Origin of the sequence: Streptomyces albidicamelliae (genome assembly GCF_025642175.1) — a bacterium.
Classification (GTDB): Bacteria; Actinomycetota; Actinomycetes; order Streptomycetales; family Streptomycetaceae; genus Streptomyces; species Streptomyces albidocamelliae.
The window spans coordinates 7,400,811-7,419,823 of the sequence record NZ_CP106795.1 but is presented as its reverse complement, the minus strand read 5'-3'; the positions used below and the strand labels follow the sequence as shown (position 1 = coordinate 7,419,823).

12 protein-coding genes and 1 pseudogene are annotated in these 19,013 nt (G+C 74.1%); 6 read left to right on the top strand and 7 right to left on the bottom strand.

The features are described from left to right. The first annotated feature begins 150 nt into the window (after nt 1-150). Both N8I86_RS33615 and N8I86_RS33610 read left to right on the top strand, forming a co-directional pair. Complete coding sequence (locus N8I86_RS33615) at nt 151-2,727, top strand: SpoIIE family protein phosphatase (RefSeq protein ID WP_263279492.1); 2,577 nt, start codon at nt 151-153, stop codon at nt 2,725-2,727. A 10-nt stretch (nt 2,728-2,737) separates the two neighbouring features. After that, nucleotides 2,738-5,473, top strand: coding sequence for a SpoIIE family protein phosphatase (locus tag N8I86_RS33610; RefSeq protein WP_263279491.1), 2,736 nt, complete (start codon nt 2,738-2,740; stop codon nt 5,471-5,473). A 1,419-nt stretch (nt 5,474-6,892) separates the two neighbouring features. On the opposite strand, the gene N8I86_RS33605 is transcribed toward N8I86_RS33610, so the two are convergent. Together N8I86_RS33605 and N8I86_RS33600 are read right to left on the bottom strand one after the other, a co-directional pair. Then, nucleotides 6,893-7,129 (bottom strand): hypothetical protein, encoded by a 237-nt coding sequence (locus N8I86_RS33605; RefSeq protein ID WP_093472473.1) that lies wholly within the window; start codon nt 7,127-7,129, stop codon nt 6,893-6,895. Between the two features lie 132 nt (nt 7,130-7,261). After that, complete coding sequence (locus N8I86_RS33600) at nt 7,262-9,109, bottom strand: glycoside hydrolase family 15 protein (RefSeq protein ID WP_073892039.1); 1,848 nt, start codon at nt 9,107-9,109, stop codon at nt 7,262-7,264. A 206-nt stretch (nt 9,110-9,315) separates the two neighbouring features. On the opposite strand from N8I86_RS33600, the gene N8I86_RS33595 reads away from it, so the two are divergent. Next, nucleotides 9,316-9,522 (top strand): hypothetical protein, encoded by a 207-nt coding sequence (locus tag N8I86_RS33595; RefSeq protein WP_073890846.1) that lies wholly within the window; start codon nt 9,316-9,318, stop codon nt 9,520-9,522. A 70-nt stretch (nt 9,523-9,592) separates the two neighbouring features. On the opposite strand, the gene N8I86_RS33590 is transcribed toward N8I86_RS33595, so the two are convergent. Then, a complete protein-coding gene (locus N8I86_RS33590) occupies nt 9,593-10,741 on the bottom strand; it encodes a molybdopterin-dependent oxidoreductase (RefSeq protein WP_073890847.1) in 1,149 nt (382 codons plus the stop codon). Nucleotides 10,742-10,874: 133 nt separating this feature from the next. Between N8I86_RS33590 and sthA the strand changes: the two genes are divergently transcribed. Beyond that, entirely contained in the window at nt 10,875-12,281 is a 1,407-nt protein-coding gene (gene sthA / locus N8I86_RS33585) for a Si-specific NAD(P)(+) transhydrogenase (protein WP_263279490.1), read from the top strand. Between the two features lie 72 nt (nt 12,282-12,353). Here sthA and N8I86_RS33580 read toward each other — a convergent pair whose 3' ends face one another. Then, nucleotides 12,354-12,830: a DUF5709 domain-containing protein gene (locus N8I86_RS33580; protein WP_073890850.1), complete on the bottom strand. Its 477-nt coding sequence runs from the start codon at nt 12,828-12,830 to the stop codon at nt 12,354-12,356. Nucleotides 12,831-12,991: 161 nt separating this feature from the next. Between N8I86_RS33580 and N8I86_RS33575 the strand changes: the two are divergent. After that, nucleotides 12,992-13,552: pseudogene (locus N8I86_RS33575) on the top strand (phosphatase PAP2 family protein); the annotation flags it as partial. 219 nt (nt 13,553-13,771) lie between these two features. Here N8I86_RS33575 and N8I86_RS33570 read toward each other — a convergent pair. Continuing rightward, nucleotides 13,772-15,271 (bottom strand): DUF2142 domain-containing protein, encoded by a 1,500-nt coding sequence (locus N8I86_RS33570; protein WP_263279489.1) that lies wholly within the window; start codon nt 15,269-15,271, stop codon nt 13,772-13,774. A gap of 111 nt (nt 15,272-15,382) precedes the next feature. On the opposite strand from N8I86_RS33570, the gene N8I86_RS33565 reads away from it, so the two are divergent. Continuing rightward, complete coding sequence (locus tag N8I86_RS33565) at nt 15,383-15,766, top strand: BlaI/MecI/CopY family transcriptional regulator (RefSeq protein ID WP_073890854.1); 384 nt, start codon at nt 15,383-15,385, stop codon at nt 15,764-15,766. An 87-nt stretch (nt 15,767-15,853) separates the two neighbouring features. On the opposite strand, the gene N8I86_RS33560 is transcribed toward N8I86_RS33565, so the two are convergent. Both N8I86_RS33560 and N8I86_RS33555 read right to left on the bottom strand, forming a co-directional pair. Beyond that, a complete protein-coding gene (locus tag N8I86_RS33560) occupies nt 15,854-18,196 on the bottom strand; it encodes a glycoside hydrolase family 65 protein (RefSeq protein ID WP_263279488.1) in 2,343 nt (780 codons plus the stop codon). Then, complete coding sequence (locus N8I86_RS33555; protein ID WP_073890857.1) at nt 18,193-18,933, bottom strand: beta-phosphoglucomutase family hydrolase; 741 nt, start codon at nt 18,931-18,933, stop codon at nt 18,193-18,195. Before N8I86_RS33555 ends, N8I86_RS33560 begins: the two co-directional genes overlap by 4 nt. Between the last annotated feature and the right edge of the window lie 80 nt (nt 18,934-19,013).

Below are 19,013 nucleotides of genomic sequence, written 5' to 3'. Positions count from 1 at the left end.
TCGGCACGGCACCGGCCACGGCCCGCGTACCCGCCGCCGCCCCCGCGACGCGGGCTCACCACTCCCCTCCGCCCAGGTGCGTTCCGTGGGCTTCCTGGCGCATTCTTGCTGTGTCATCCTTCCGGAGGCGCACGGGACGAGGTAGGGCCGATGGCTGGGAGCGGCGAGCAGGCGGTCCGCACGCGGGCCCGGCTGGCCGCGCTGCTGTCCGACGCCTCGACGGCCGCGCTCGGCGCGGCCGGCGGCCGGGTCGCGGGCGTGTACCTGCGCTCCAGCACGCCGCGCCTGCTGCGGCTGTCCGTGCTGGTGGGACTGCCGGGCCGGCTGTTCCGGCCCTGGTGGCGGCTGCACGTGGACCGGCCCTTCCCGGTGGCCGACGCCTACCGGCTGGGCGTCCAGGTGGTGCTGCCGAACGCCACGGAGACGATGCGCAGGTACCCCCAGCTCGCGGCGGCTCTCCCCTTCCCCTTCGGCTCGGTGTACGTGCCGGTGCCGGGCGGGGACGAGCCGCTGGGCGTCCTCACGGTGCTGCGGCCGGCGATGACCGAGTCCGTGGACGAGCTGCTGGACCGGGAGCTGCTCGGCCGGCTCGCCGAAGGGCTCGGCGCCGAACTGCTCGGACTGGCCGACGGGGACCCGGACGCGCTCCTCTGGGACGGGGAGCCCCTGTGCGTGCGGCCGCCGGTGAGCCCGCCCGCGAGTGTCGCCGTGGGGCGGTTCGACTGGGACCCGGCGACCTCCTCGGTCCGTGCGGACGACCGGCTGCACACGCTGCTCGGTCTGCGGCCCGGGGAGTTCGAGGGGACGGACAGCGCGCTCGCGGACGCCGTGGCCCCGGCCGACGCGCACCGGATCCTGGCCGCGCTGCGCGAGACCGCCGAGGGCAAACCACCGTGCGCGCCGCTCAGCCTGCGCTCGCCGGACGGCACACCGCGGCTGCTGGACCTCTGCCCGGCCGCGGACCACGGCGCCGCGCCGACGGTCGGCGGAGTCGTCTTCGAACCGGGCCCGGCCGCCGCCGCGGAGGGCGCCGCCGACCTGCTGCCGCACGGGGTGCTCTGCCTGGACCGGCTGGGGCTGATCGTGTACGTCAACGAGGCCGCGGCCGGGCTCATGGGCCGCAGCCGGGACCAGTTGCTCGGGCGGGAGCTGTGGGAGGTCGTGCCCTGGCTGTCCGGGCCGCCCTACGACGACCATCTGCGCGGTGTCCTGGTCTCCGCCGACCCGGTGCACTTCCATGCCCACCGGCCCGCCGCCTCGCCGGAGGAGCCCGGTGAGGGCGACTGGCTCGCGGTCTCCGTGCACCCCGGCACGGACCTGCTGGCCTGCACGCTCGTGCCGACCAGCCGGATGGACGCGCCGGCCGAGCCGGTCGCGGACGTCCACGTGCCCGAGGACACGGTGGCGGGCGGCCACTCGATGGAGCCGCTGTACCGGCCGATCGCGCTGGCCATCGCGCTGACGGACGCGGTGACCGCCCGGCAGGTCTCCGCGGTGGTCATGCAGGAGCTGCTGCCCGCGTTCGGCGGCCGTCGCCTCGCCATCTACCTGCTCCAGGAACGGCATCTGTACCTGGCCTGGGAGACGGGCTTCCCGCAGGGGTTCCTCGCCCCCTTCGAGGGGATCGGGCTCGACGCGCACCTGCCGGGGGTGGAGACCCTCACCACGGGCCGGCCGCTGTTCTTCGAGTCCATGGAGCTGCTGGCGACGGCCTATCCGGGCATCCCGCTGGACGCCGACGAGGGCGCCCGCGCGTTCCTGCCGCTGATCGCGTCCGGCCGGCCGGTCGGCTCCTGCATCCTCGGCTTCGAGGGGGCACGCGGCTTCAGCACCGAGGAGCGCACGGTGCTGACCGCGCTCGCGGGGCTGATCGCGCACGCCATGGAGCGGGCGCAGCGCTACGACAGCGAGGCGGCCCTGGCACGCGGGCTGCAGCAGGCGCTGCTGCCGCGCCGGCTGTCGACGCACCCGCGGGTGGAGACCGCGGGCCGCTATCTGCCGGGTACACAGGGCATGGACGTGGGCGGCGACTGGTACGACGTCGTCGAGGCGGGTGACGGGCTCGCCCTCGTCATCGGCGACGTGCAGGGGCACGGGGTGCAGGCGGCGGCCACGATGGGCCAGCTGCGCAGCGCGGTCCGGGCGTTCGCGCTGGGCGACCGGCCGCCGGACGAGGTGCTGAGCGGGACGAACCATCTGCTGATCGACCTCGACCCCGGCCAGTTCGCCAGCTGCTGCTACCTGCGGCTGGACCCGGTCACCGGGCTCGCCCGGATGGCCCGGGCGGGTCATCCGCCGCCGCTGCTGCGCTCCCCCGACGGGCGGACGCGGGTGCTGGACATACCGGGCGGAGTGGTCCTCGGGGTGGATCCGCACGCCCGGTACCCGGTGACGGAAGTGCCGCTGGAGCCGGACGCGATCCTCGCGCTGTACACGGACGGGCTGGTGGAGCGGCCCGGCACCGACATAGACGACGGCATCGCGGCGCTTCGGGTGCGGCTCGCCCGGGCCGGCGCGGTCGCCGGCCGGCGCGGCGGGCGGTCGCTCGCGGGCGTCGCCGACCGGCTCACCGCGAACGCCCGGCACGCGGCCGACCGGCCCGACGACGTGGCGCTGCTGCTGGCCGCCCGCCGCGCGGCACCGGCGCAGGGCGGTGGCCGTACCTCGACCCGGTCGGGGGTGGTCACCCCGGCCGAAGGTCTCGCCCGACGGCACCGGGCAGTGTAGACATGGGCACATGGTGCGACTGCCCGGCCGGCCCAGGCCGCCCCGTCCCTCCGGGCACCCGCGCGCACCACGGCTGCCGAAGCCGGAGGACGAGGACGTGAGGGGCGGTCGGCGGCCCGGGAGGCTGCGGGCGGCGGTGACCGGGCGCAGTGTCGCCGGTCAGGTGTTCGTGCTCCAGGTGGTGATCGTGCTGCTGCTGGTCGTCGCGGCCGTGGTGGCGCAGGTGCTCCAGGTGCGGCACGACAGTGACGTCGAGGCGGCGAATCGTTCCCTCGCCGTGGCCGAGACGTTCGCGAACGCGCCCGGCACGGCAGCCGCGCTGCGCGCGCCGGATCCGACGGCCGTCCTGCAGCCGAAGGCCGAGGCCACGCGCGAGGCGACGGGTGTGGACTTCGTCGTCGTGATGAACACCGACGGCATCCGCTACACGCACCCCAAGCCGGACCGCATCGGCAAGAAGTTCGTCGGCGACATCGGCCCGGCCCTGGCCGGCGGCACGGTCGTCGAGCACATCAGGGGCACGATCGGCCCGCTGGTGCAGGTCGTGGTGCCGGTGAAGGACGCCCAGGGCAAGGTGGTCGGCCTGGTGTCGTCCGGGATCACCACCGCCCATGTGGGCGGCGCGGCCGACGAGCAGCTTCCGCTGCTGCTGGCCGCGGCGGCGGCGGCGATGGCGCTGGCCACCGGGGGTACCGCCCTGGTCAGCCGCCGGCTGCTGCGCCAGACGCACGGGCTCGGCCCGTACGAGATGACCCGGATGTACGAGCACCACGACGCGGTGCTGCACGCGGTGCGCGAGGGCGTGCTGATCGTCGGCGGCGACGGCCGGCTGCTGCTCGCCAACGACGAGGCGCACCGGCTGCTGGACCTGCCGCACGACGCCGAGCGGCGCAGTGTGCTGGAGCTGGGCCTGGACGGGGAGACGGCGGCGCTGCTGGCGTCGGGACGGGTCGTCACCGACGAGGTGCGGCTGGTGAAGGACCGGCTGCTGGCGATCAACCAGCGGCCCACCGATCTGCGCGGCGGTCCGGCCGGCAGCGTCACCACGCTGCGCGACTCCACCGAGCTGCGCGCCGTGGCCGGCCGTGCCGAGGTGGCGCGCGAGCGGCTGAACATGCTGTACGAGGCCGGGGTGGGCATCGGCACCAGCCTGGACGTGGCCCGCACGGCGGAGGAGCTGGCCGAGCTCGCGGTGCCCCGGTTCGCGGACTTCGCGACGGTGGACCTGTTCGACGCCGTACTGAAGGGCGAGGAGCCGAGACCCGGGACGGCGCTCCGGCGCACGGCCTGCGCCGGGCTGCGCGAGGACGCCCCGCTGTACCCGGTGGGGGAACGCATCCGGTTCGTGGCCACCTCGCCGCAGGCGCGGAGCCTGACCACGGGACAGTCGTTGGTGGCGGCCCGGCTGCGGGAGGCGCCCGGCTGGCGGGCGCAGGACCTGGAGCGCACCGACCAGGTCCTGGGGTACGGCATCCACTCGCTGATCACGGTGCCGCTGCGGGCGGGCAGCCTGGTGCTGGGGGTGGCGAACTTCTGGCGGTCGGAGAAGCCGCAGCCGTTCGACTCCGAGGAGCTGGCGCTCGCCGAGGAACTGGTGGCGCGGGCGGCGATCTCCATCGACAACGCCCGCCGCTACACGCGCGAGCACAGCATGGCGGTCACCCTGCAGCGCAGTCTGCTGCCGCGGTCGCTGCCCGAGCAGGGTGCCCTGGACATCGCCTACCGCTATCTGCCGGCGCAGTCGGGCGTGGGCGGCGACTGGTTCGACGTGCTGCCGCTGTCCGGGGCCCGGGTGGCGCTGGTCGTCGGCGACGTGGTGGGGCACGGTCTGCACGCGGCGGCGACCATGGGCCGGCTACGCACGGCCGTGCACAACTTCTCCTCCCTCGATCTGCCGCCCGACGAACTCCTGGGTCTGCTGGACGAACTGGTGGCGCGGATCGACCTGGACGAGACCCCGGAGGCGGATGCCGCCGTGGTGACGGGCGCGACCTGCCTGTACGCCGTGTACGACCCGGTGTCCCGGCGGTGCACCATGGCCCGGGCCGGTCATCCGCCGCCCGCGCTGGTCCGTCCCGACGGCAGTGTGGAGTTCCCGGAGATTCCCGCGGGACCGCCGCTGGGCCTGGGCGGGCTGCCGTTCGAGACGGCCGAGCTGGAGCTGGCGGAGGACAGCCGCCTGGTGCTGTACACGGACGGGCTGGTGGAGGACCGGGAGCGGGACATCGACGAGGGTCTCGAGCTGCTGGGCGACGCCCTGCGCCGCACGCGGGGCGCGACCCCGGAGGAGACCTGCCGCACGGTGCTGGACCGGCTCCCGAACCGGCCGAGCGACGACGTGGCCCTGATCGTGGCCCGGACCCGGGTCCTCGATGCGGACCGGGTGGCCGAGTGGCAGGTGCCCTCCGAACCGGCGGCCGTCTCCGAGGTACGGGCGTCGGTGACCCGGCGGCTCGCGGACTGGGGCCTGGAGGAACTGGCGTTCACGACCGAGCTGATCCTCAGCGAGCTGGTCACCAACGCCATCCGCTACGGGCGGGCGCCGATCGGCGTACGGCTGCTCCGCGACCGGGCGCTGATCTGCGAGGTCTCCGACCGCAGCACGACCTCGCCGCATCTGCGGTACGCGGCGAGCACCGACGAGGGCGGCCGGGGCCTGTTCCTGGTGGCGCAGCTCGCCGATCGGTGGGGTACCCGCTACACCCCCGAGGGCAAGATCATCTGGGCCGAGCAGCCGCTGCCCTGAGTCTCCGGCCGGCGGTCGCGCCCCTCCAGGGCAAATGTGTTGAGGACACGACAGCCCTCGGGTGATGATCTCCGGCATGTTCTCGCGCAGGAATCGCCCGCCCAAGTCCCCCGAACTCCGCACGGCCTGGGACTCCCTGGAGTCCGGGGACGTGCCCGGCGCGCTGCGGCAGCTGCGGGCGGCGGGCGAGGACCAGCCGCTCGCCCAGGTCGCACAGGTGGTGCGGCGGGCCGCGGACTCGGCCGGCTTCGACGACCTCGCCGAGGCCGCCGCCGCGCTCGCCGCCGACCCGGACAGCCCGAGGGCCCTCCACGGCTTCGGCTACGCGTGCGTCGAGCGCGGGGTGTCCTATCTGGCCGTCCCCGCGCTGCGCGAGGCGCTGCGCCGCAGCGAGGGCGCGCCCGCCGTGCTGCGGGAACTGGTGTCCGCGTACGAGGACGAGGGCCGCCACCGCGACGCCGTGGACGCACTCACCGCCCAGGCCGAGCGGCACGCCGGGCGGTTCGCCGACTGGCCGGACCGCTATCTTCTGGTGTTCAACGCCGTGATGGCGGGCGACCTCGACCTGGCCCGGCGCGTCCACGCGCTCCTGGACGCCCCCGAGAACGAGGTGTGGCTGCCCGCCCGGGACCGGCAGAACCAGGTACTCGCGCGGGCCGCCGACGCCGAGCGGGCGGCCCCGCTCGACCCGTCCGATCTGCGCGGCTGGCAGTACGTCATCAGCGGCACCGTCCTCGGCACCCTCTCCCCGTACGGCTTCGCGTCGGGCATGAACGGGCGCTACGCCTGGCTGCAGGACGACGTGGACCAGTGCCTGCGCGGTCTGCTGCGGCTGCGCGCGCTGCTGGAGGCGACGGGGACTCGGCCGCGCTCGGTGTCGCTGCTGCCCGACCGCGACTCGCAGATCCTGGGCCTGGCCGCGGCGGAGGTGCTCGGGCTGCCCGCCGAGACGTTCGAGTCGGGCCGCCCGGACACCGTGGTCGTCGCCTACGACCTCGACGGGCTCGCGGCGCACGACGGCGGCCCGGAGCTCGTCGGGGACCTCTTCGAGCGCGCGCCCGGCCAGGTGCTGCACGCGCACGCGAGCTGCTGGACCGACCCGCCCGCGATCACCGCGGACAGCGTCGGCCTGCTGCACCAGTCGATCGTGGCGCCCTGGGCCGAGCGGCTGCGCCAGGGCGCGGACGGGGCCGTCGAGAAGGGTCCGGCGGACGCCCGTCCCGCGGCCGAGATCGCCGCCGGAATCGTCGCCGCCGACCCCGCGCCGGACCGGGGGACGGCGAGGGCCCGGCGGACACCGACGCGGAGTTCACCGCGTTCGCCACGGCCGTCAGGGGCACCTGGCTGCGCGGCGATCGGGCGCGTGTGCGGTCCGCCGGGCCCGTCCCGAGTTCCCGGTTCACCTGAACGGGGCGGCGGTCAGCCGCCGTTCAGCCGCGAGCGCAGCAGCTGCTTGCCGATCTCGGCACCCTTGCGGCTGTCGGCCTGGGCCTTGCGGAACAGGTCCACGACCTCGCTGTCCTTGTCGCGCTCGGCGTCCTGGATGTACTGCTCCAGACGCAGCGCGTTGCTCAGGCACGCCTCGACGTACCAGATCAGGTTGTAGTCCTTGTCGCGGGTACCGGTGACATCGCCGGTCTCGCTGGTGCTGGTCATCCGGGGTCTCCTTCTCCTGTGACCCTGAGCCGTTGGAGCCTTCGGACACCCCGGGTACCCGTGCGGGACCCGCGGACACACCGGAGCGGCCCCGTGCGGCGGACACCGGCGGGGCCGGGGAGCGGGGCCGGATCAGCCGAGGGCGCGGTCCAGGTTGAACGCGGCGCTGATCAGTGCCAGGTGGGTGAACGCCTGCGGGAAGTTGCCCTGTTGCTCGCCGGTGCGGCCGATCTCCTCGGCGTACAGGCCGAGGTGGTTGGCGTAGGTGAGCATCTTCTCGAAGGCCAGCCGGGCCTCGTCGACCCGGCCGGCCCGGACCAGCGCCTCGACGTACCAGAACGAGCAGATGGAGAAGGTGCCTTCGTCGCCGCGCAGTCCGTCGGGGCTGGCCTGCGGGTCGTAGCGGTAGACGAGGGAGTCGGAGACCAGGTCCTCGGTGAGGGCGTCCAGGGTGGACAGCCACTTCGGGTCGGTGGGGGCGATGAACTTGGCGAGCGGCATCATCAGCAGGGAGGCGTCGAGGACGTCACCGCCCTCGTACTGCACGAAGGCGTTCCGGCGCTCGGACCAGCCGCGGTCCATGATCCGCCGGTAGATGGCGTCGCGGGCCTCCCGCCAGCGCCGGTGGTCGGCGGGCAGCCCCCGGTGGGTGGCGAGGCGGATGGCCCGTTCGATGGCGACCCAGCACATCAGGCGCGAGTACAGGAAGTTCTTGCGGCCGCCGCGGGTCTCCCAGACGCCCTCGTCCGGCTGGTCCCAGTTGTCGCAGACCCAGGTGACCAGGTGGCAGACGTCGTCCCACTGGCCGCTGGGGATGGGCTGGGCCCATTTGTCGTAGAGGTAGATGGAGTCGATCAGGGCGCCGTAGATGTCCAGCTGGAGCTGGCCGACGGCGGCGTTGCCGACCCGGACGGGGGCGGAGCCCTGGTGGCCCTCCAGGTGCGGCAGGACCCGCTCGGGCAGGTCGGCGCGGCCGTCGATGCCGTACATGATCTGCAACGGGCCGGTGCCGTCGTTGGAGCCGGGGCTGATGTGCGTGGTGAGGAACCGCATGAACGCCTCGGCCTCGCCGCTGAAGCCGAGCCGGAGCAGCGCGTACACGGCGAAGGCGGCGTCGCGCACCCACACGTACCGGTAGTCCCAGTTGCGCTCGCCGCCGAGCTGCTCGGGCAGGCTGGTGGTGGGGGCGGCGACGATGGCACCGGTCGGGGCGTAGGTGAGCAGTTTGAGGGTCAGGGCGGAGCGGTGCACCATCTCGCGCCAGCGGCCCCGGTAGCGGGACTGGTGCAGCCAGCGCCGCCAGTAGGCGACCGTGGCGTTGAACTGGTGCTCGGCCTCGGCGTGGGCGCAGCCGCGCGGGGAGACCCGGCCGTCGACCTGGTCGAGGGCGAACACCGCGGACTCGCCCTCGCCGAGCTTGAAGTCGGCGCGGGCGTCGAGGCTGTCGCACTCCAGGGCCACGGTCGAGGTGAGCGCCAGCGATCTCCCCGTCGACTCGAACACGACGAGCCCGTCGAGGGTGCGCAGGGTGTGCGGCGCGGCGCCGTAGTCGAAGCGCGGGGCGACCAGCACCCGGAAGGGGACCGTGCCGCGGACGCACACCACCCGCCGGATCAGCCGGTGGCGGCCCTCGTCGCCCGGGCCGTCCCCGGCGACCGGCATGAAGTCCTGGACCTCGCCGACGCCGTCCTCGGTGAAGAACCGGGTGATCAGCACATTGGTGTCGGGGAAGTAGAACTGCTTGGTCCGCGACGGCACGGAGGCGGCCAGTTCGAAGCGGCCGCCGCGCTCGGCGTCGAGGATCGCCGCGAAGACGCTCGGGTCGTCGAAGGACGGGCAGCAGTACCAGTCGATCGTGCCGTCGCTGCCGACCAGGGCCACACTGCGCAGGTCACCGATGAGTCCGTGCTCGGCGATCGGCAGGTAGCGGGGCCCGTGGTGTGCGTGGGGTGCGTGGGGTGCGTTCGCGGAAAACGGCATCTCGGCCATCGCGGCCTCCCGGTACGTGATGCGGGTGTTTTCCAGCTTAGGAGCGAGTGCATCCGTGTGGCGTGGGCAGGCGATCCGCACCCGCCCCCGAGGTGCTTCCGGATGCAGGGTGCGCCCGGGCGGGGAATGGTGAGAGTGTGCCCCATTTCTCAAGGCACCGGCACGGATGCGGTCATCCGGACCGAGGAGGAGGCATCATGTCGACATCCACACCCGAAGGATCCCGGTCGTCCGACGACCACTGCACCCCGGACGCCCTGCTCCACTCCGCTCCCTCGAGGGACATCTCCCCGGAGGACCTGGTGATGGCGGCGGGCAGGGACGTCACCCCGAAGACCCTCGACTGGGCGCGTCGCAAGCTGGAGACGGAGGGCCACGCAGCGATCGAGAAGCTGCTGCCCTAGGGGCCAGGGCCGTCCGGGGAACGGCAGAGCAACGGGGAGACCGGCCGGGCGAGGCAGCGCCCGGCCGGCGTCATGACCGCGGCCGGGCGCCGTCGGCGACGGTGTCGGCGCACACCACGCGGACCCACCGCACCGCGTTGTTGGCGAAGCCGCCGCGGTTCCACCGCTGGCCGAGGGGCTGGACACGGCCGTCGGCGTCGACGGCGCGCGCGGCGAGGTCGCGGTCGCCCGGGGTGGCGAGCCAGGCGGCGCGCCAGGACCGCCAGGCCCAGCGGTTGCGGGGCGTGGCCGGTTCGAGGTCCGCGGGCTCCCAGCTCACGCCGCCGTCGGTGCTGACCTGCACCCCGGTGACGGGAGCCTGACCGGACCAGGCCCGGCCCTCCAGCGTCACCGGTCCCGGCCGCACCATCCGGGCCCGGGACATGAAGTCGGGGAAGCCGGGCGGCACCAGCAGGGCACGCGGGGCGATCCGGGTGACCGGTTCGCCGGGGTCGTCGACGGTCTGCCGCAGCCGGTAGGCGACCGTCTGCTGGAAGCCGTCGAACGATGTGTCGCTCACGGTGACCGAGCGCAGCCATTTGACGTGCGCCATGCCGTACCAGCCGGGCACGATCAGCCGCAGGGGGCGGCCGTGCTGCGGGGGCAGCGGGGCGCCGTTCATGGTCGTGGCCACCAGTACCTCGGGGTCGCCCCCGGTGGCGACGGCGAGCGGCAGCGCGCGCCGGTAGTCCTGTTCGACACCGCGTTCCACGCCGTGGTCGGCGCCGGTGAAGACGACGTCGACGGCGTCCGGGGCCGCGCCGGCCTCCTCCAGCAGCAGCCGCAGCGGCACCCCGGTCCAGTCGGCGGTGCCCACGGCCTCGACCAGCCAGGGCTGGCTGACCGGGCGGGGGGTGAGCAGGGCCCGTCCGTTGCCCGCGCACTCCAGGGTGACCCGCGTGGTGACCTGCGGGAACGACAGCAGGTCGGCGAGGCTCAGGTCGAGCGGACGGGACACCCGGCCGTCGACGGTCAGCCGCCAGGCGCCGGCCTGCGGCACGTAGGGGATGTCGTAGTGCGTGAGGACGTAGTGCAGGCCGGGCGGGGTGACGTCGTAGCGCATGGCCTCCAGCGGGAGTCCGTGGTTGCGGGTGGCGAGCGCGAGTTCGTCGGCGCCGATGCCCTCTTCGGGGCCGGCCAGCCGGGCGGGGGCGCTCACGTCGGCGGTTCGTGGGCCCATGGGCTCATTGTGCGCCCGGCGCGCGGTCGCGGCGAGGAGAGCGGGAGCCGGCCGCAACTCGCGTGCGTGCGCCGGGATTTCAGCAGCGGCCGTTCCCTTCCCCGGACGGGCGGACGGCTGGCACACTCCCGGGATGCCCGACTTCGCGTTCGACATGCTCGTCATCGGATCCGGACCCGGTGGCCAGAAGGCCGCCATCGCCGCGGCCAAGCTGGGCCGCCGGGTCGCCGTCGTCGACCGCGCCGACATGCTCGGCGGGGTCTCCCTGCACACCGGCACGATTCCCTCGAAGACCCTGCGCGAGGCGGTGCTGTACCTGACCGGTCTCACCCAGCGTGATCTGTACGGGCAGAGCTACCGGCTCAAGGAGGACATCACCGTCGCCGACCTGACCGCGCGCACCCGGCACGTGGTCGGACGCGAGGTGGACGTCGTCCGCAGCCAGCTGGCCCGCAACCACGTGACCCTCTACTCCGGCACGGCCCGCTTCACCGACCCGCACACGGTCGCCCTGTCCGAGGCGTCGGGCCGGGAGCGGCTGATCGGCGCCGAGCACGTGGTCATCGCCACCGGCACCAGGCCGGCCCGCCCGGCCAGCGTCGAGTTCGACGGGCGGACCATCATGGACTCGGACAACGTGCTCTCCGTGGAGCGGGTGCCGCGTTCCATGGTGATCGTCGGCGCGGGCGTGATCGGCATGGAGTACGCGTCGATGTTCGCCGCGCTGGGCAGCAGGGTGACCGTCGTGGAGAAGCGGCCCGGCATGCTGGACCTGTGCGACGTCGAGATCGTGGAGTCGCTGAAGTACCACCTGCGGGACCTGGCCGTCACCTTCCGGTTCGGGGAGACCGTGGCCGCCGTGGAGCGCCACCCGCGGGGCACGCTCACCGTGCTGGAGAGCGGCAAGAAGATCCCGGCGGACACGGTGATGTACTCGGCGGGCCGGCAGGGGCTCACCGACGACCTGGACCTGGAGCGGGCGGGACTCGCGGCGGACCGGCGCGGGCGGATCGAGGTCGACGAGAACTACCGGACCGCGGTGCCGCACATCTACGCCGTCGGGGACGTCATCGGCTTCCCGGCGCTGGCGGCGACCTCCATGGAGCAGGGCCGGGCCGCCGCCTACCACGCCTGCGGGGAGCCGGCGGGGCGCATGCACCGGCTCCAGCCGATCGGCATCTACACGATCCCGGAGATCAGCTTCGTGGACCGCACCGAGGACCAGCTCACCGAGGAGCGGGTGCCGTTCGAGGCCGGCGTCGCCCGGTACCGGGAACTGGCCCGGGGCCAGATCATCGGCGACTCGCACGGCATGCTGAAACTGCTGGTCTCACCCGAGGACCGCACCCTGCTCGGGGTGCACTGCTTCGGCTCCGGCGCCACGGAACTGATCCACATCGGCCAGTCCGTGATGGGCTGCGGAGGCACGGTGGACTACCTGGTGGACGCGGTCTTCAACTACCCGACGCTGGCGGAGTCGTACAAGGTGGCGGCGCTGGACGCGACGAACCGGCTGCGCCAGATCGAGCGGCTGGACTAGGGTCTGTCGTTCGGACCAGCCGGCCTGGTCCGAACGACAGACCCTGGGCGACTCGGCCTGATTGGCCCCAGGTCAGGGTTCCTCCTCCACCACGTGGACCGCCGCCTCCTCCGCGCCCGCCGCTCCCCCGTCGATGCCGACGTCGTGGGCGACCTCCTCCTTGACGGTGTCCGGGTGGGCGCCCTCGTCCGGGGCGACCAGGCGGCCGGCGCGGGACGCGCCGGCCTCGGGGTCGACCGGCTCGCCCTCGCCGCCGGGCAGGTCGCCGATGTCGTCGCCGGCCGGCGCGTCCACGTCCGGGACCTCCTGTCCGAGCCGTTCGTCGAGGGTCTCGCCCTCGTGCTGCTCGGCGGCGGTGGTGCCGTGCTTGGTGACGCCCAGCGGCCGTTCGGGCGGGGAGTAGCCCTCGTCGAGGATGTCGTCGTACGAGCGCTCACCGACCGCGTCCTGGAGGTCCAGGGGTCCGGCGTCCTCCTGTTCCTCGTTGGTACCGGTGGGCTGGTAGGCGTCGTCCGCCATCGGGGTCTGCTCCGACTGCTGGTCGCTCATCGTCGCCTCCTTCTCGGCTCGCGGGCGGTCCCGGTCCGCGTTTCCCGCAGCGGGATCATTAACCCCGTCTCCTCGCGGCGGCCGCCGCGCGACACTTCGACTACAGTGCAGTAGTCGGTCTACACCCGTGTAGTCGAGTGCGAAGGGTCGCTGCGAGCGTCATGGATCGAAAGAGGACCGCGGAGGCGGCGGGCGCCGGAGCGCTCGGCGCCTGGCTGGCGTTCGGAGTGCTCGCGGTGGTGCTGACGCACCGGCACGGTGCCCCGCTCCCCCTCGACCAGGGGCTGCTGACCTGGTCCGTCGGACACCGCCCGCCCATGGCGGTGGCGGTCGCCCGGGGACTGACCGTCACCGGCACGGGGGTCGTCCCGTACGTGCTGGCGGTGGTGGCCGGGCTGATCGCGGGCTGCGGGGCCCGGCAGCGGCTGGTGGCCGTGCTGCTCGCCGTGGGCTGCCTGAGCGTGGGCCAGGGCCTGCGGTACGCGGTGATGAACCTGGTCGCCAGGGCCCGGCCGCCGCAGTACGAGTGGCAGACCCACGCGTCGGGCTGGTCGTTCCCGTCCGGGCACACCACGACGGCCGCGCTGACGGCCGGACTGCTGATCATCGCCCTGTGCCTGCGCTTCCCGCACGGGCGGACCGCCGTGCGCCTGGCGGTCGGGTGCTGGGGAGCGGCCGTCGGACTGACCCGGGTCTACCTGGGGGTGCACTGGTTCACCGACGTCGTCGGCGGCTGGCTGTTCGCGCTCGGCTGGCTCGGGGTCCTGCTGTGGGCGGTCGCCCGCCTGCTGCCCCCGCACCTCGCCCACGGCACTCCGGAACCGGCCGCTGACCCCTCGGGGGACCGGGCGGCGACCCGCCGCCCGGACGGGGGCCGCGCGCCTCCCGGCCCGAAGGACGGTCGCGCCCCGCCTGACCCGGCGCACCGGGCCGCGTTGCCCTCATCGGCCCGCGGCGGCTCCGCTGGCCGGTACGGCGTAGTACAACCGCACCTCGCCCCCCGGCGCCGACGGCCAGTCGCGGGCGTACCGGGGTACCCGGGTGCCCCTGGCCACGAGGACGGCCACCGGGACACGCCCGGCGGTGCGGACGATGCCGGCCGTGGTGGCGTTGGCGTTGTGCCCCTTCGTCGCGGCCGAGGAGCAGCCGGCGTAGAAGGCGACCGGGATGGCCTCGTGGCCGGTGAGCAGGCACGGCGGCCGTACGCCGAGATCGTGCAGGGCGGACGCGGTACGGGACCAGGCCCGGTGGGAGGCGGTCGTGCGGTCCACCGTGTCCCGCAGCACGGCCAGCTGGACCGCCAGGTGGGCGGCGAGACCCAGGCAGAGCAGGGTCACGGCCAGGGGGCGCCAGGTCCGCCGCGGGCCGCTCACCGGGCGGCAGACCAGGTCGGCGACCGGGACCGCCAGCAGGGCGTAGGCAGGGAGCAGGAAGCGGGGCGCCGCGTAGCCGATCAGGAACAGGTACGGGAAGGCGGCGGTCGCCGCGCAGGCGAGCGGCACGGCCGTGGCCGCCGTACGCCGGGCGCGGACCGCGACGGCCAGCGCGAGCACGGCGAGCACCGGCAGCGTGAACCACCACACGGCGACGACCGGGTTGGGCAGCTCCCCGGTGCAGGGCCGGCACAGCGCCCGCCCGCCCATGCTGCGCAGCTGGTCCACGACGGCGAAGTGCCAGCCGAGGCCGCCCTGGATCGCGGAGCCGTCGGAGAGCCGGCGGCCCAGGCCGCCGTAGCGCGCGTACGCCTCGGCGACCCACTCCGCGGCGCCGGCCGCGAGCCCCGCGAGCAGCACCCACAGCGTTCGCCGCCGGTGGCGCGGCAGGCCGAGGGCGAGGAGCGGCAGGACGGCCCAGACGGCGTCCACGGGCCGCATCAGCGCCATGAGCGCCGCGCAGGCCGCCAGACCCCACAGGGCGGGGCGGTCGGTACGGTCGGCCCGGGCGCGCAGGAAGCAGGCGACGGCGGCCAGGGCGCCCACGGCGACCCAGTAGTTGGGCATGGCCTGCGGGCCGTAGAACAGCGTCACCCACAGGGTGGCGAACAGGGCGCCCGCGACGGCGAGCACACGGACCGGGAACAGACCGAGCCAGGTCCGCAGGGCCAGGAACAGCCCGAGTCCGGAGAGGACCGCGAGGTAGACGCGCAGCAGGGCCGTGGAGGACGACCAGGCGGTGACGGGCGCGACCAGCAGGGAGACGCCCCGGGCGCGGGGTGCGCTGAAGAAGGCTGCGGGGGCGTGCGCGCTGACCTGGCTGACGTACACCGTCTCGTCCCAGCCGAGGCCCATGCCGGGCCGCACCAGAAGCAGTTGGGCCAGGGTGAAGGCCACCGCGACCGCCGCCAGTGGCGCGACGGCCCGCGGGCCCCGGGCGTGCCCGGAGGGGCGTCGTGGACGCTCGCGGCGCAGTCCGGTCGGTGGTGCGTACGCGCTGCCGGCCATCGTCACCTTTCCGCCGCGGGCGCAGACAGCGACAAACTAACGTAATCGGGAAGCACGCGCCGGACGGGAGGTGCCTCCGGCCGGCGGCCCTACGCGCTGTAAGGTTGGCCCATGGCTGGCACAGGGTCCCGCGGCAGAGCGGAGCGGCGCAGCGCCGGTGAGCTGGAGAGCGAGGTCCTGGCCACCCTCTGGGCAACCGAGCGGCCGCTGACCCCGGCGGAGATCCGAACCGGCATCGGCGGCGGACTCGCGTACAACACGATCCACACCATCCTCAAACGTCTGTACGACAAGGGACTGGTGCTGCGGGACGCCGACGGACGGCGCGGCGCGTACCGGCCGGCCAAGGACGCGGCGGAGCTGACGGCCGAGGCGATGCACGACGCCCTGCACCGGGGCCCGGACCCGGTCGCCGCGCTCCAGCACTTCGTCACCGGGCTGAGCGCGCAGGACGCGCTGGCGCTGCGCGAACTCCTGGCCGGACACGGCGAATGAGGCCGGTGCCCTAGGGGCACGGGCCGTCCGAGGGGGCGGGCGCCGGGCGCGTCGCCGCCCGCCCTCCTCGCGCAACCGCGCCGTGGCTCAGCGGCCGTTCGGCGCGCGGTGCGGCGGCTGCTGCGGGGTGGGCCGGGAGACGGGACGCGGCACGGTCCGCACGGCCGGCTCCTCGGCGCTCACCGTCAGCGGTTCGCCGTGGTGGTGCAGGGTCAGCGGCGGACCGTCCAGGAGCTGGTACGTCGCCTTGTCGGCACCGATCTCCACCCGCAGCCGGCGGCCGCGGAACTGCACGTTGAACGCGAGCCGGCTGAGCCGCTCGGGCAGGCGCGGCGCGAAGCGCAGCCGGTCGCCGTCCCGGCGCATGCCGCCGAACCCGGCCACGAGCGCCATCCAGGTGCCGGCCAGCGAGGCGATGTGCAGGCCGTCCCGGGTGTTGTGCTCCAGGTCGTGCAGGTCCATCAGCGCGGCCTCGGTGGTGTACTCCCAGGCCAGCCCCAGGTGACCGGCCTGGGCGGCGACGACGGCCTGGCAGCAGGCGGACAGGGAGGAGTCCCGGACCGTCAGCGGCTCGTAGTAGGCGAAGTTCCGGGCGATCTGCTCGTCGTCGAACAGCTCCCCGCAGGTGTACATGGCGAACACCAGATCGGCCTGCTTGACGACCTGTTTGCGGTACAGGTCGAAGTACGGGAAGTTCAGCAGCAGCGGGTACTGGTCGGGCCGTGTGCCGTCGAAGTCCCAGCGCTGGTAGCGGGTGAAGCCCGCGTGCTGTTCGTGGACGCCGAGCTCGTCGTTGTAGGGCACGTGCATGGCCTCGGCGGCGTCCCGCCAGGCCGCGCTCTCCTCCTCGCCCACGCCGAGCCGTTCCGCCTCGTGCGGGTGGCGCTCGACGGCGTCGGCCGCCGTGAGCAGGTTCCGCCGGGCCATGAGGTTGGTGTAGGTGTTGTCGTCGGCGACCGCGCTGTACTCGTCCGGGCCGGTGACGCCGTCGAGATGGAAGACGCCGTGGCTGTCGTGGTGGCCCAGCGACCGCCACAGCCGGGCCGTCTCCACCAGCAGCTCCACGCCGACCTCCCGCTCGAAGTCGGTGTCGCCGGTCGCCTCCACGTACCGGACGACGGCGTCGGCGATGTCGGCGTTCACGTGGAAGGCCGCGGTGCCGGCCGGCCAGTACGCCGAGCCCTCCGAGCCGGCGATGGTGCGCCACGGGAAGGCGGCCCCGACGTGGCCGAGCTGCGCGGCCCGTTCACGGGCCTCGTCCAGGGTGTTGTGCCGCCAGCGCAGCGCCTCGGCGACGGCCGCCGGCGCGGTGTGGGTGAGCAGGGGCAGCACGAACATCTCGGTGTCCCAGAAGGCGTGTCCGTCGTAGCCGGACCCGGTCAGGCCCTTCGCCGGGATCGCGCGCTGCTCGGCGCGGGCCCCGGCCTGCAGCACGTGGAACAGCGCGAACCGGACGGCCTGCTGGATCTCCTCGTCGCCCTCGACCTCGACGTCGGCGCGGGCCCAGAAGTCGTCGAGGCAGCCCCGTTGGTCCGCCAGCAGCCCCTGCCAGCCGTCGTGCGCCGCGGCCGCGAGCGCCGCGTCGACCTGGTCGGCCATCGCGGGCAGCGAGCGGGTCCCGGACCAGCCGTGCGCGACCAGCTTCTCCAGCCTGAGCGTCTGGCCCGGCTCCAGGACCGAGGTGACGGTCAGCCGGGCCACGTCGATGCCGCTCTCGCTGCGGGTCGTGGTGCGCTCCGGGCCGCTGACGGCGTGGTCCGCGGCGACGGCCACCCGGAGGCCGCTGCGCCGGGTGCGGTGCACCAGCCGCAGCCGGTTGCCCGAGGCGAACCCGTCCTCCTGTTCCAGGGGGGACTTCAGCGCGATCGCCGCGCGCGGGTCGCCGTTGGGCTCCGGCAGGCTCTCGTTGGCGACCAGTTCCGACTGGATCACCACCCGGCTGCGGCTGCCGACGGCCTCCACCTCGTAGGCGACGGCGGCCACCGCCCGCTGGGTGAGCGACACCAGCCGGGTCGACCGGACCCGGACCGTCGAGCCGGCCGGGGAGGTCCACTCGCAGGTCCGCTCCAGCACTCCCCGGCGCAGGTCCAGTACACGCTCGTGGGACACGAGCCGCCCGTAGCGCAGGTCGAACGGCTCGTCGTCCACCAGCAGCCTGACGACCTTGCCGTTGGTGACGTTGATGACCGTCTGGCCGGACTCCGGGTAGCCGTAGCCGGCCTCGGCGTACGGCAGCGGATGCACCTCGTGCACACCGTTGAGGTAGCTGCCGGGCAGGCCGTGCGGCTCCCCCTCGTCGAGGTTGCCGCGCCAGCCGACGTGGCCGTTGGACAGGGCGAACACCGACTCGCTCTGGGCGAGGACGTCCAGGTCGAGGGCGGTCTCCCGGACGGTCCACGGCTCCACGGCGTACGACCGCTCGGTGATCACTGCTTGCCTCCCAGCTCGGCCAGGTCCTTCACGACGACGCTGGCGCCGTGCGCGTAGAGGGCGTCGGACTGCCCCACCCGGTCCAGTCCGACCACGTACCCGAAGCCTCCCGCGCGGCCCGCGTCCATGCCGGCCAGCGCGTCCTCGAAGACGGCCGCACGGGACGCCTCGACACCGAGGTCGCGGGCGGCGGCGAGGAAGGTGTCCGGGTGCGGTTTGCCCGGCAGGTTCCGCTCGGCGGCCACCACGCCGTCGACGCGGACGTCGAAGAAGTGCTCGGCGTCGACCGCGCGCAGCACGTCCCGGCAGTTGGCGCTGGAGGAGACGATCGCCGTGCGCAGTCCCGCGGCGCGGACCGCCTCCAGATAGCGCAGGGTGCCGTCGTAGGCCTCCACGCCGCCGGTGCGGATCTTCTCCAGGAGCAGGTCGTTCTTGCGGTTGCCGAGTCCGTGGACGGTGCGGGCGTCGGGCGGGTCGTCGGGGGTGCCCTCGGGCAGGTGGATGCCGCGCGAGTCGAGGAAGGCCCGGACACCGTCGGCGCGGGGGCGTCCGTCGACGTACTCGTCGTAGTCGGCGGCCGCGTCGAACGGCCGTCCCTGGTCGCCGTCGAAGTCGCGCAGGAACGCGTCGAACGTCTCCTTCCAGGCGGCCGCGTGCACCACCGCCGTCTTGGTGACGACCCCGTCGAGATCGAAGAGGCAGGCCTGGATGTCGTCGGGCAGACCGAGCTGAGTCATACCCTGCACTGTTCCCCGCCGGGCGCCGTCCAGTGGGTGGCGCACGCCACATGTTCGCCGGATCGCGGATGACACACTGT

Coding starts and splice junctions, on each gene's coding strand:
- N8I86_RS33565 (WP_073890854.1), top strand. CDS start 15,383: ATGGCTGGCACAGGGTCCCGCGGCAGAGCGGAGCGGCGCAGCGCCGGT.
- sthA (WP_263279490.1), top strand. CDS start 10,875: ATGCCCGACTTCGCGTTCGACATGCTCGTCATCGGATCCGGACCCGGT.
- N8I86_RS33590 (WP_073890847.1), bottom strand. CDS start 10,741: ATGGGCCCACGAACCGCCGACGTGAGCGCCCCCGCCCGGCTGGCCGGC.
- N8I86_RS33610 (WP_263279491.1), top strand. CDS start 2,738: ATGGTGCGACTGCCCGGCCGGCCCAGGCCGCCCCGTCCCTCCGGGCAC.
- N8I86_RS33570 (WP_263279489.1), bottom strand. CDS start 15,271: ATGGCCGGCAGCGCGTACGCACCACCGACCGGACTGCGCCGCGAGCGT.
- N8I86_RS33580 (WP_073890850.1), bottom strand. CDS start 12,830: ATGAGCGACCAGCAGTCGGAGCAGACCCCGATGGCGGACGACGCCTAC.
- N8I86_RS33605 (WP_093472473.1), bottom strand. CDS start 7,129: ATGACCAGCACCAGCGAGACCGGCGATGTCACCGGTACCCGCGACAAG.
- N8I86_RS33600 (WP_073892039.1), bottom strand. CDS start 9,109: ATGCCGTTTTCCGCGAACGCACCCCACGCACCCCACGCACACCACGGG.
- N8I86_RS33555 (WP_073890857.1), bottom strand. CDS start 18,933: ATGACTCAGCTCGGTCTGCCCGACGACATCCAGGCCTGCCTCTTCGAT.
- N8I86_RS33595 (WP_073890846.1), top strand. CDS start 9,316: ATGTCGACATCCACACCCGAAGGATCCCGGTCGTCCGACGACCACTGC.
- N8I86_RS33615 (WP_263279492.1), top strand. CDS start 151: ATGGCTGGGAGCGGCGAGCAGGCGGTCCGCACGCGGGCCCGGCTGGCC.